Consider the following 13,208-nt stretch of genomic DNA (forward strand, 5'->3'; position numbering starts at 1 on the left):
TCATTAATGAGTTTAAGGTCAAGCACCGTCAAGAAAAAACAAAAGATAGCTACCGTGATCACCAAATCAATGATTGCGGTGATTGGCGCATTGACGCTCAGCGTTTTATTTCAAAGTTATCAGATCAGTAGCAAAATCATTGCTCAAGAAGTACAACGTACGGCTTCTCAAACCTCTAGTCTCATCCAGAACCTCTTTAACTTCCGTCTTTCATTACTGCAGATAAACCAAGATAGCAGCGCAAAAAATGCAGGTTTAGTTAAAGCAATTCGTAAGGGCGATAATGACAGCATTGATCAGTTCTTTTTTGGAGTTGACCAGCTAGAAGTAGCCAACACACCTGACATTCGTTTCATTTCTGATTCTGATAGCCTGATGTGGGAAGATGGCAATGCTCAGTTTTATGGTATTGAACAAAACGAGCTGGTAAACATGTCTCGTAAAGTCGCGTTAAGTAATAACTGGCATATGATCAAATCGCCCTCTCAATTGGGCTATGCCTACCTAATGGTCAGACGTACTCCCGTTATTGACTCGCAGTCCGGAGAGGTGATTGGTTTTTTGCATCTTGCTACCGTACTTAACAACAATTACGTGCTGGCAGAAACATTACGTGAAGGGAGTAACTCAGAAAATCTCGTGATGACGACGGGTGAAAAGGTCTTAGCCTCAACAATTAATGGTGATGAGACCTACACGGAACGTGATGTTTTAGAAGATAATTTTGACGCCTATAGTTTTGCCGATTACATGGTAAGCCGTACCGCGTTAACCATAGAAGGCGTACCAATTTATATTAACGTCCTCAGTGTGCAGAGCAATGAGAACGTATTGCAATTACGTGAAAATTATTTTTTTTGGATGATTTTTGCCCTTTTTGCGATGGTAATAGTCTCTATTTTGACTCGTTGGTGGTTACAGCAGCGTGTCAAAAATGAAATCAGTAGCTTGATGAATTACACCCACAAAGCTGCAGAAGCTGGGAGTTATGAGCTTTTTTCTGGTTCTAAAATCTATGAATTTGATCACTTCGGCAGAACGCTAGAACACACATTTCAACGTTTATCTGAGCAAGAAAAACAATTTGAAGATCTGTTCAATTTTTCACTTTCGCCCATCATAGTATGGAGTATCGACGGTGATATCATCAAAATGAACCCATCAGCAAAGAAATATTTCATGCGTCGCAATGATCAACAGCAGTGCATTCTTGATGCATTAAAGCAAGAACTGCAGCCAAAGATACGCCTTGCGCTTGAACAAGAAACGTTCCGAGAGATAAACGTTGAAGTTGGCAACAAGGTTTTTCGCTGGAATTTATCGCCCATTATTTTTGAGCAGAGAATTGAGTCAATCATCACTCAAGGACAAGATATTACGACAATCGCTGAGGCGGCCAAACAGAGCCGACTCGCAAGGCAAGAAGCGGAAGAGTCGGCGCGTATTCGTGCTGAATTTCTTGCAAAAATGAGCCATGAGCTGAGAACACCATTGAATGGAATTTTAGGGGTTTCTCAATTACTTAAGCGTGAAATCAGTGACCATGAGCAACTTGAACAAGTGAATGTGTTATGCAGCAGTGGTGAACATTTATTGGCGGTGCTGAATGATATCCTTGATTTTTCAAAGATAGAGCAGGGACAGTTTAGAATTCAAGAGTCTGACTTTAAGCTGGTTGAGGTCATCTCTGCCGTGGAAAGTATCTATCGGCCATTATGTGCCGAAAAAGAGATTGAGTTCAGCCTAAAGAGCAATATTCCGCCTGATATGATGATCCATAGCGATCAAGTCCGCCTGAACCAAATTCTGTTTAATTTATTAAATAATGCGACTAAGTTTACCCATAATGGGTTGATTAGCATTGAGTTCCAGCAAAAGAATAACCACCAATTGTTTATTTCGATTAGTGATACAGGTATTGGCATCAGAGAGCAAGATCTCGCGCTTATTTTTGAGCCTTTTACTCAAGTAGAATCAAACACCACACGAGAATACGGCGGTAGTGGTTTGGGGCTTGCGATTGTCAAAAGCTTAATTGAGATGCTTGGTGGTGCCGTAAACGTGAAAAGCCAATTTGGAGTAGGTACTACATTTTCTGTTGAACTCCCGCTGGTTGTCGTCAGTGACTGCGGGAAGGATATACCATCTTATGAGCGCGCGCCGCCACATGAAATGTTTGAAAAACCAATCAAAGTGTTGCTAGTCGAAGATAATCATACCAACGCTTTTATTGCTCAAGCATTTTGCAAAAAATACGGTATGGAAGTGACAAGAGTAGAGGATGGTCTACAGGCGATTGATTATGTGAAAGATCATCCAGTGGATCTTATCTTAATGGATAACCAACTGCCTTACTTAGGTGGGGTTGAAACAACACATTTGATCAAACATGAGTTGATGATGGATGTACCTATTTATGCGTGTACAGCTGATGGTATGCAATCGACTAACGAAGCATTTATGGCCGCAGGTGCAGAGTATGTGATAGTTAAACCTATCAAAGAGAAAGCATTGCATGAGGCTTTTTGTCACTTCCAAAAACGGCAGAAATAAAGCACTGCGTAACATTCTTATACGCTACCAGCCATAAAAGCGCGTTCTAATATTTCTTTTTTCAATGCAGCTGTCATTGCAATTGATTCAAGAAATTTAACGCCTACTAACATTCCTTTACCTTGTTGACGCACACTGACGATTTGGCAAGCGAGATCTTGTGGTAGAAGTGGGGAGAGTGTGGACTTTATCTCAATGAACATATCTTTTTCTAAATGGTGCAAGCCAGGAATAAATAGCGCGCAGCCAGAAATAGAAAAGTCGATCAATTTCCCTTTAAATTGATGCTCTCCTTCATGCATAACGGCTGGCAAAGAGAGTTTATAGCGCTCGTGCTCACGGATTGGTTTGGTCACAAAGTGCTTAGGAAACTTGATAAACAGTAATCCGAACGGTTTAGAGATACTACGAATAATCGAGGTTTTGAACGCGAGTATATGACCTAATTCAGTGTCACAAATCCCACGCAAAATGATTTGGATATTAACTATTTTTCGCATCACCAAGTCTTCACGAGCTTTAACGGGCATATCGATCAGTACATATCTTTCACGTTTGCATCCGACAATTGTCGTTGAAAAGCTGTAAGAATCCTCAGGTCCGAATTCAATAGTGACGAGGATTTTCATGCATGGCTTAAGGAGTTTGATGAGATCGTCGCTGTTAGTATTCGGAATTGGCATTGAGTGGCATCGTCGTTACGGAAATATAGCTTTACTATACCCCGTGATTTTTACGTCACCTACTAAGAAAAAGTAAAAAACTCTCAGAAGATCATGTTTCTAAGAGCTTTTCTCAAGTTTAATTCTAGTGGCTACATCTTGTGTTAAGCACTGATGCGTTGACATTCGCAAGTTGATGATTGGTCGATATAATCATTTAACTGATCAATTTGTTCAGTGTTAAATGTTAAGCCGAGTTTACTTCTGCGCCATAGGATATCTTCACATGAAGAAGCAAATTCATAATGTAAGAGATAATCGACTTCGCATTGATAGAGCCCAAACGCAAAATGTTTACCCAGATCAGCACTACTTTGAACATTATCGAGCATCACCGAAGCTCGGCTACCATAATTAGTGATCCAGCGGTTAATGGTCGCTTTATCAAGATCTGGGAAGCGCTGCTCAAGCTGCTGTTTGAGCTGTGCTGGATAAAAGGCTTCTCCACCAGGCAGTGGTTTGTTTGCGGTCCAACTGTCAGACATTTGATTAAAAAATGGTTTTAATTGACCCATAGCAGATTCAGATAACTTGCGATAAGTGGTTAACTTTCCACCAAAAATAGAAAGTAGTGGCGCATTATCAGCTTGTTGATCCAATGAGAGTGTATAGTCCCGAGTAATGGCTTGTGGTGAGTCAGACTCGTCATCACATAGCGGGCGTACACCGCTGAAGTCAGCCACAATATCATCTAATGTGACCTGATGGATAAAGTGCTTATTCACAACATCCAATAAGTACTGTTTTTCTTCGACGCTAATTTTCACTTGACGAGGATCACCTCGGTATTCAACATCGGTGGTGCCTATCATTGAATAGTGATCAAGATAGGGGATCACAAAGACGATCCGTTTATCTTCGTTTTGTAAAATATACGCCTGCTCTTCATCGTGAATTTTCGGCACGATAATATGTGATCCTTTGATAAGCCGGATACCGTAGGGAGAAGTAATTTCAATCTGCTCATCAATGAACTGTTTAACCCAAGGACCTGTTGCGTTGACAAGCGCGTGACTGCGGCGAGTAAAACGAGTTTGTGTTTTTTCATCAAACAAAGTCACATGCCATAACTCGTCAACACGACGAGCTGATTCAACGCGGCAATAGTTTTTTACTTCGGAACCGAGTTCACGTGCTTGCATCGCATTCAGTATCACTAAACGAGCATCATCGACCCAGCAGTCTGAGTATTCGAAACCCATTTTCATCTCATTTTTAGTCACCACACCCGCGTTAAGGGCTATTTTTTTGCTGGCAGGTAGTGAGGTTCGTTTGCCTAAATGGTCATAAAGAAAAAGTCCGGCACGAATCATCCAAGCAGGTCTTAGAAAAGGGCGGTGTGGTAGACGAAATCGCATTGGTTTTGCAATGTGAGGCGCTTTGCGCAACAGCACTTCGCGTTCAGCCAATGACTCACCGACTAAACGAAATTCATAATGTTCTAGGTATCTCAACCCACCATGAATTAATTTTGAGCTCGCAGAAGAGGTAGCGCTAGCAAAGTCTTTTTCTTCATACAGGCCAACTTTCAGCCCGCGGCCAGCAGCATCTACGGCGATGCCTGCCCCATTGATACCGCCACCGACAACAATAATGTCGAGCACATTGTTTTCGGCTTCAATCGAGTTGCAAACAGAATGGTTGTTCATTGAGCGTACCTATTTCGTTTTTGTTCTGTAATGTTCGTATGAGACCATTTTTTAGTCGAAATAGTTAGTTTTTTGTTTTTTTATTTTGATCTCGATCATTATTTTCTAATGCATATGCTCACTTAACCAATAAAAAAGGCGTTACGTGAATACGTAGCGCCTTTTTTATTGTGAGAGGCAATACCTTAACGAGCGAGTTTGCGATGGGCGCGTGAAAAATGGCCAGCGCAGAACGCACCGACAATAGAAAGTTCACCAGCCAGACAGAGTGATGCTGCCACTTCGGCTAACGCTTGCGAATGACCAGTACCGTGCAGACCGAGAATATCCAAACATGCTTTTTGACTCGGTAACCCTGTACCGCCACCAACGGTCCCTAACATTAAATTGGGTAAGGTTACACTGGCGTACAAACCACCATTTTTGTCCACTTCCATGCGTGTCATACCAATTGCCGATTCAGCAACGCAAGCGGCGTCTTGCCCACAGGCAATATACAAAGCAGCGAGTGCATTAGCGTAATGCGCGTTAATGCCTATCGCGCCGCTTAATGCTCCACCAACAGTCGTCATTTGGCCAAATTGCATCATAGACTGTGGCGTCGTATGCAGATGTTTATGGATGAGTTCGGCAGATAAATGCACCTCGGCAGTCACTTTTTTTCCTCTCACACTACGCAGTGTTTGGCTAGTGGCTTTTTTATCACCCGATAGGTTGCCATCAAGGAATGCGTATTCAGGCTGCACAGGAGTATTCGCCAGAATGGTTTGGAACACGGCATTGGTGGCAATAGTGACCATGTTTTGCCCTGATGCATCGCCGGTTAAAAACTCAAACACGAGGTAGACATGGTTCCCTTCAATATTGACATTAATGTCTGACAGTTTTCCGTGTGCTGTCGTGTTTTCTGCAACTTGTTTAAAGTGGTCATATTGAGTCACTATCCACGCCACAAACTGCCCAGCTTCGATTAAGTTATAAAATGCAAAGCCTGGCGTGCGAGTAACGCCTTCATTTAACAACATGGCGCTTGCACCTCCTGCCGCAGTAAGCAGTTTTGCACCACGATGATAAGAGGCAACCAAAGCGGCTTCGGTTGTAGCTAGCGGGACGAGATAATCACCTTTGGCAAACAGTCCGTTGACTCGTAATGGCCCTGCGATCCCAACTGGAACTTTGACTGTGCCAATAAAATGCTCAATATTTTTGTGGTAGCTGAGCATATCTTGCTCTGTTGAGTCATCTAAAAGCGCACTTTTGCTCGTTCGCGTATTAAGTACTTGCCAACGGCGTTCTACATTTTTTGCGGTTAAATACGGACTTGGTGTTAATTTGAGCGTTGGAGAAGTGAGTTTGGGTTGGAGTATTTGCTCTAGCTGCTGGGCTGATATATCACCACCCAAAATAGAAACATAATCTCTTCGATGCAGGTTTAGCTTAGGCATAGCGAATCATGGTAAAGAATTTGCGGGCATTGTACTAACCATGCACATAAACACAATATTTGCTTGTGTTGCAAGTTGTGTGAAGAGTTAGGCTTGGATATCCAATATTGAACCCAGCATGTCTTGATCTCGTTGGATAATATTGGTGCCAATGCGGTTGTATTGTGTAGCTTGGTTCAATTTTAGTAGGCTATCAATTTCTTCAGGTTTTTCTTCAGCTTTAGCAACAACTTTATCAAACTCAACTTTATTAAAAGCAAGCGCTTTGTCCGCTTTATCAACAGGAGAGATGTCTTTTTCCATATTGAGCTCACGAGCCGCATCCTCAGCCATTTTATTTGACTGATTGATCAGTTGATAGCCAGAATGAACACCAGATATAGACATAAGCTTACCCTCGTCGATGTCTAAAGTTTAGGCTCCGTTTACTTTTTGCACAAGAAGAAATTCGTGACTAGGAAAAGAGGCTCGAAAGCACATTCAGCTCATCATCAGTGAGTAAATTATTCGATTCATTTTCCAAAGAGTGCTTTATCTCGCCTTGTAATAAACGCAGTTGTTGAGGTGTTAAATGCTGTAATTGTGATTTTAAAGACTCAAATTGATTATGCGTCATCGACTCATGCCTCAGTAAAAAATGCGCTGCCTTCTCACCGCGGTAAGTTTGATGTCCTTTCATGGCCTTACACCTGTAAGAAAATACTTAATCTGAGATTATTCTCGACGTGGCGATTTTTTGTCCGAAAAATGTCAAGTTATAACAAGAGAAAGGTGAGAGCCGCCCGAAATTGAGCCGCTCTCATTATTACGACAATTGCTAGTTTACACGGACGGCAAACTTACTGGCGAGAGAGTGAAGCTCAGGTAGCATGCGATAAATAAGGTGCAGCTGTTGTAAGACCATTCTTACCGAGCTTTCATCTTCTTCACGCCATTCGGCTAAGCGTTTCTCTAAGCCTGCATCGTCAATGTCGCTGGTATCGCATTCATCACAATGTTCATAAAGTTGTTTGTGCAACACCTCTAGGTGTTGGTGGATCACTCGGTGAGTTTCAAGTACCAGTTGGTGCGTTGCTTCATCTTCGATGCGTGTCCGATGGGCTCCAAGAGCAGAGATATAGCTGAGCAGTGCATGGTTCAGTGTCAGAAAACGGAAACTTTCATCGATTGCCGCGCGATATTTCCCCGGTTCTGCCAGCATATTACTGATCGCTGCGGTTAAATTTGCGTCTTGGTTGTGGGCATTGCGCCGTGAGATGCGATAGCTCAAGTTGTCTTTTTTACCGATGCGGTACTGACCAATAATCTGTCCCAAATAGGCTTTGTTGGCATCGATCGCATCCGCCATGACTTTATGTAATCGTTTTGATTGCCAGTCAGGGAGGATCAGCACTACCGCTGCGACGGCCAATGCGCAGCCAATCAGAGTATCGGCAAGCCGAGGCAGTACCACGGCGTAACCTTCACCCAATTGATTAAAGCAAAACAGCACTAAAAGAGTAATAAAGCCAGTCGCATAGCCGTAGTTGTTTAATCTAAAGGCGAAAAACATCACACCTGATAGTACGATAAAGACCAATTGGCTTTCTGGCGATGGGAACAAGGTTAATAGCAGCACGCCTAAAAACAGCCCCGATAACGTGCCAATGATTCGGGCCGTCAGTTTTTGCCGAGTGGCTGAGTAGTTTGGCTGACAAACAAACAGTGTCGTGAGTAAAATCCAATAGCCTCGTTCAATACCAAAACCTTGGATGATTCCGTAACCGATAGTGAGTGCGATAGACATACGCAGCGCATGACGAAATAGCATGGAATCTTTATGCAGATTTGCCTTCACCCGTAACCACATGGCTTTAAGAGTGTGGGCTTCTGTATCATACAACATACCCTCTTCGAGCTTGTTAGCATCAGGGTTGTTAACGTTATTGAGTTGCTTTTCTACTGTTGCTAAGTTATTGAAAAGATAACCTAATTGCGCTAGTAGCATTCGCCAGTCAGGGCGTTGTTGTTCTTGTAGGTAGTTTAATGAGCTTTGCAATTCATCCAGAGCCATGATTGACTCTGAATGGTGCTGATAGCTTCGCCCTAACTGAATCGATTGGGCTATTTCACGGCAGGCTTTAGCCTGTGTTTCTAATAAATGTTTAAAGCGAAACAGCACATCTGAGCGGCCAAAGTGTTCGGCAAGCTCTTGATAGCGATAATGACTTGAATTGACACGTTCATGGATATCTTGTGCCATAAAATAGATGTTGAGAAATCGGTCACTGGCACCATCAATATGGCCTCTTTTTGAACGACTCAACAAAGTGGCTTTACATTGATTGAGTGCGGTAACCGTTGCCGCGTTTAAATTGGCTTCAGTAATTCGATATGGGTGAGGGACTAAGTTCGATACGGGATGGAAGAGATGGCTTTTGGACTCAAGATAATTGGCCAATTGCAAAAAAACATTCGCTAAGCTTTGCTGTACTGGTTGCATTGGCCAAAACATATGCCAAATCATCGACATGAAGTAATACCAAGCGGCACCCGTCAGGAGCAAAACGGGTTGAAACCACAAATTCACGCTTTGGTGTGCACCCAACATGGTGTAGATGGCGATAAGTAAGGAGCCAAAGGCGATGCTGGCATAACGTGGGCCAATTGCGCCAAGAATGATAAAACCAAACGAGGAGATGAATAACCCAATCGCAAACAGTGGCGGGGTATGGAAAAGCAGTTCGATAGAAAATGCAGCGATAGCAAAGCAGATAAATGTCAGAGTGAGGGATTTTAACCGTCCACTGAAACTATCATCACTTTCAGCCAGTGCTGCGGCAATCACGCCAAGGATCAGTGGCGTAATCCAAGTATTGAGGTTGTAGTGCCACGCAGGAATGACCACACCTAATAGAGTGATCAAAATGAGAATGCTGTAATTGACAGTTTTATTCGCCCAATAAAGGCGAATTTTGCTAGAGAGCGGCACGATACTTCAACATCCAAAAAGAAAACCATAGTGTAACAGAAGCGTTGATTAACACTCTGATCAAGATAAAGAAAAACGTCTACTTGATTACAAAATCAACAACAGTAATCTTGACATTAATTTTTCAATGCCCACTGTGATTGGTATATCATATTCACATTCTTATAAAAGAGCATAAAACCATGCAGCTGAGCGCAAATAAGCCTGCACAATTTCTCATTCAAGACGAATATAACCAAGTTGAACTTGACCAACAGCGTTTGATTATCTCCTCGGCTGTCAGCGAAGAGCGGATCCCGTTCACGGTTTGGAACGGTAAAGTCCGTGTTAAGCGTGGTTTGTTTTGGGGAGCATTGCAGTTTTTTGCGCATGAAGATGAAGGCGTTCAGCAATCATGGTTGGTGCAAGGTTTGCCTTGGCCCGAATGCCGACAGTTTGCCCATACGGCGGTAGCGGCTTATCAACAATGGCACAATCGTCAATGTGTGCAGTTGAGTCAGTATCTGCCTCGCTGGGAGCAAGAGCTCAATCGCTTGAAGCGTTTACCCTCTTTTTTGCCACACTCCTTATTAGATGTTTGGGTTTTGCAAGTGGAAGCTGATTTTTCGACGATGGACATGAAATTAGCCGAAGCACGTCAACGGCTACCTGATGCTATTGCTCAGCTCTCGCCTTGGCTTACGGATCGCTCGGCGTCCCTTGCCCAGCGAAATCAACACTGGCTTGAATTGGAACGTCAAAACTGGGAAGTCTTATTCTCTCAAGTTGAAAGTTCTCCACTTAATTTGTCGCAGCAACACGCAGTGCTACTCAATGATGATCACAACCTCATCCTAGCGGGTGCAGGTTCGGGCAAAACCAGCGTTTTGACGGCGCGTGTTGCGTATCTACTCCAAAGTCACCTTGCACAGGCCCACGAAATTCTACTGGTGGCTTTTGGTCGCGATGCGTCGAAAGAGATGGAACAGCGATTAGATAGCAAAATCGGCATGGCGGCGGAACACGTTCGCGTTAATACCTTCCATCAGTTAGGGCTGAAAATTTTAAACGAGGTCGAAGGGCGAGAAGCGATCATTTCGCCTGTAGCTCTAGACAGTAACTTAAAGTTGGCATGGTGTATTGATTGGTTGAAGAAACATTGGATGACGCCGACCAATTTTAAGCGTTGGCAGAAGCATTTATCTAAATGGCCAATTGCTTATTTAGCTGGTGATGATGAACTGGGCAGCCATGTTGAAAACCCAAAGCTGATTGCATGGTTGGAAAAGCAGCTTGAGCAACTGGCTATGCTTGGTCTTGGGAAAAAGGAGTTGCAACAACGTTTGATTGACCATCCAGACTATTCAAGGCTGAACAGTGAGCTCTCTTTGTGCTGGCCATGTTACCAAGCTTGGTTACAAATGCTCAAAGAGCAAAATCAAATCGATTTTAATATGATGATCAGCCGCGCAACGGAATACGTTGAAAAGGGCAAATTTAAATCGAATTGGAAATTCATCATGATCGATGAATACCAAGATATTTCACCACAGCGATTGGCGTTGATCCAATCTTTGTGTGAGCAGCAGCCAGGAGCGTGTAACTTATTTGCAGTGGGTGATGATTGGCAGTCAATCTATCAATTTGCTGGTTCTGACGTTGATCTTACGACTGGGTTTAGTGAGCGCTTCCCACACTCGACGGTTCATTATCTGGATACGACTTATCGTTTTAATGATCAGTTGGGTGCGGTGGCTAACCAGTTTATTCAAGCCAATCCGAATCAGTTACCAAAAACACTTAACAGCTTCAAGCAGCAAAAGCAAAAATCAGTTTTTATTGCACCAAGTAACAACATTGAAAAGATCTTAGATCAACTCAATCGCCAAGCGAATGGTACACAATCTGTGCTATTGCTTGGACGAAACCATTATCATAAACCAGAGCGGCTTAAGGACTGGAAAAAGCATTACCGCTCACTCAATATAGAATTTATGACTTGTCACGCCAGTAAAGGTAAAGAAGCCGATTTTGTGATTGTGCTCGGTGTTGATGAGGGGCAGTTTCCGGCTCGAGTGAAAGCGCTGCATATCGATAGTGCATTGAGCCAATCGAATGATGATTTCCCCTATGCCGAAGAGCGCCGTTTATTCTACGTTGCAATGACCCGCGCTAAAGAAAAAGTGTGGATCACGCACTCGGGCAGTGGCTCGGTTTTTGTTCGCGAATTGCTATCAGGGGATTACCCAGTGGTGAAGCAAAAATAACGCATCCTTTGAAAAGGGATGCGTTCACGCAGGCGATCAAGTTGTCTTATGTGGTGATTTGGATTTTGACTGTGTGTCTCTGTGCGTATGTGAAGGTTATAGGTTACATGCGTTCAGCTAGATAAGCTTGGTAATCAGGGATCTCGATATCGACCTCTTGCTCTATCAACTGTGAAGAGAACAAAAATTTAGCACTGGCGCGGTTTGTGGCAACTGGAATGTTCCAAACGCTGGCAATTCGTAGCAGAGCTTTTACATCGGGATCATGCGGTACGGCATTGAGTGGGTCCCAGAAGAAGATCAACACATCAATTTTACCTTCAGAAATCAACGCGCCAATTTGTTGGTCGCCACCCATCGGACCACTGATCATGCTTTTTATAGCAAGGCCAGTCTCTTTGCTGAGCATGTTGCCAGTGGTTCCTGTCGCGTATAAAAAATGGCGCTGTAGTTTTTCTTTATTTTCTTTTACCCAGCGAAGTAGTTCCGGTTTGCAGTTGTCGTGAGCGACGAGAGCGACATGCTTATGCGCAGGCATAGTCCGAGTCGTTGTTTGCATTGAAGAGTTCCTATGATTCAAATCAGTATGTTAAATAGCGAAATCGCCACTTTTATTCAATCTCTTTTACGCTAAAAGTCGGCCTATATTCAGATGGAGATAACGAATCTGCAATTATCTGCGGATTGAGTGACATAGGCGTTAAGGATTCGATAATCGGTGCGGCTTTTTTTTCATAAGGTTGCTGATTGAAAAAAGCCGCAGCTTGTTGAATGGAAAGCCTGCCTTGCTCGACCATTTTATCCGTTGGCGCAAATTCGACTCGGCCACGCAGCAGCCCGCGGTAGACGCCATGACTTAAATAGGTTGCCACCAAACCGATGTGGTTTGTCATCCCTGAGGTTCTCAATTCGCTGATCGCCGCTTCAATCGCGACGGCGCTGCCCACAATATAGCGAAGGTCAGCTCGCTCCAGCGCTTGTTGTACTAAATTACGCTGCAGTTCTTTATCATTATCTGCCCATAGGCTTTCCACTACGTTGATATCGCTGTCTTGTATTGCGCGATAAAAACCTTGGCTAACGGGTTGAGTACCACCACTGGTTTTCGGGCCAAGTAGCAAAGCTATATTGGTTTTCCCACTGCCTTGTGGGTGCTTATCAGCAAGATATTTTCCCGCGTAGTATCCCATCCAATACCAATCGACACCCACTTGACCTTGTAGCCGTGCAGCCTGCTGCTGATTGAGAATGAGCTGATTAACCGTTGCAAACACAGGCGTAGAAGCGACGTATGTGCTTAAGTCCGTTGTGTAAAGATCCGGCGCAACAGTACCGAGAATGATCGCATCAGCGCCCCAACGAACGCACAATGAAAGCTGTTCTTTTTGTCGTTCATGATTAGGATAACCACCCGATTCTAACACGCGTAAATTCAACTTCTGTTTTCTCGCCTCGTCAACCATTCCATAGTTGACTGATAACCAATAGGAATCTTTGAGGTGAGGGTATAAAGCGCAGACTTTCTTATGGGGTTCGGCGAATGTTGTGCTGCTAATCAAGCTTAAAATCAGCAGTAAAAGCGTTGGGGAAATAAGGTTTAAGATCAATTGCATTCGCTATTC

10 protein-coding genes are annotated in these 13,208 nt (G+C 43.5%); 2 read left to right on the forward strand and 8 right to left on the reverse strand.

Annotated features, from left to right (window positions below; translation table 11 throughout):
* Positions 1-6 precede the first annotated feature (6 nt).
* Positions 7-2,553, forward strand: a complete 2,547-nt coding sequence (gene luxQ / locus AACV32_RS12895) for a quorum-sensing autoinducer 2 sensor kinase/phosphatase LuxQ (RefSeq protein ID WP_170895220.1) — start codon at positions 7-9, stop codon at positions 2,551-2,553.
* 17 nt (positions 2,554-2,570) lie between these two features.
* Here the strand turns inward: luxQ and AACV32_RS12900 are convergent, their stop codons facing one another.
* The 6 genes from AACV32_RS12900 to yccS form a co-directional block, all read right to left on the reverse strand.
* Positions 2,571-3,236, reverse strand: a complete 666-nt coding sequence (locus AACV32_RS12900; RefSeq protein ID WP_019282225.1) for a PilZ domain-containing protein — start codon at positions 3,234-3,236, stop codon at positions 2,571-2,573.
* Between the two features lie 143 nt (positions 3,237-3,379).
* Positions 3,380-4,924 carry a glycerol-3-phosphate dehydrogenase gene (gene glpD / locus AACV32_RS12905; protein ID WP_170895221.1) on the reverse strand — a complete coding sequence of 515 codons (1,545 nt, stop codon included), beginning with the start codon at positions 4,922-4,924 and terminating at the stop codon, positions 3,380-3,382.
* A gap of 185 nt (positions 4,925-5,109) precedes the next feature.
* Positions 5,110-6,369, reverse strand: coding sequence for a hydroxymethylglutaryl-CoA reductase (locus AACV32_RS12910; RefSeq protein WP_017046400.1), 1,260 nt, complete (start codon positions 6,367-6,369; stop codon positions 5,110-5,112).
* Positions 6,370-6,456: 87 nt separating this feature from the next.
* Positions 6,457-6,756 (reverse strand): hypothetical protein, encoded by a 300-nt coding sequence (locus AACV32_RS12915; RefSeq protein ID WP_013867906.1) that lies wholly within the window; start codon positions 6,754-6,756, stop codon positions 6,457-6,459.
* Positions 6,757-6,823: 67 nt separating this feature from the next.
* The gene (locus AACV32_RS12920; protein WP_013867905.1) at positions 6,824-7,048 is read right to left on the reverse strand and encodes a hypothetical protein; all 225 of its coding nucleotides are present in this window, start codon (positions 7,046-7,048) and stop codon (positions 6,824-6,826) included.
* A 138-nt stretch (positions 7,049-7,186) separates the two neighbouring features.
* Positions 7,187-9,340 carry a YccS family putative transporter gene (gene yccS, locus AACV32_RS12925; RefSeq protein ID WP_170895222.1) on the reverse strand — a complete coding sequence of 718 codons (2,154 nt, stop codon included), beginning with the start codon at positions 9,338-9,340 and terminating at the stop codon, positions 7,187-7,189.
* 182 nt (positions 9,341-9,522) lie between these two features.
* Here yccS and helD point away from each other — a divergent pair, with 182 nt between their 5' ends.
* Positions 9,523-11,586, forward strand: a complete 2,064-nt coding sequence (gene helD / locus AACV32_RS12930; RefSeq protein ID WP_170895223.1) for a DNA helicase IV — start codon at positions 9,523-9,525, stop codon at positions 11,584-11,586.
* Positions 11,587-11,689: 103 nt separating this feature from the next.
* Here helD and AACV32_RS12935 read toward each other — a convergent pair whose 3' ends face one another.
* Entirely contained in the window at positions 11,690-12,145 is a 456-nt protein-coding gene (locus AACV32_RS12935; RefSeq protein WP_026027464.1) for a methylglyoxal synthase, read from the reverse strand.
* Between the two features lie 52 nt (positions 12,146-12,197).
* On the reverse strand, positions 12,198-13,199 hold the full coding sequence (gene torT / locus AACV32_RS12940) for a TMAO reductase system periplasmic protein TorT (protein ID WP_017048774.1): 1,002 nt from the start codon (positions 13,197-13,199) through the stop codon (positions 12,198-12,200).
* Positions 13,200-13,208 lie beyond the last annotated feature (9 nt).

This window comes from Vibrio sp. B7, from assembly GCF_963888765.1.
Classification (GTDB): domain Bacteria; phylum Pseudomonadota; class Gammaproteobacteria; order Enterobacterales; family Vibrionaceae; genus Vibrio; species Vibrio anguillarum.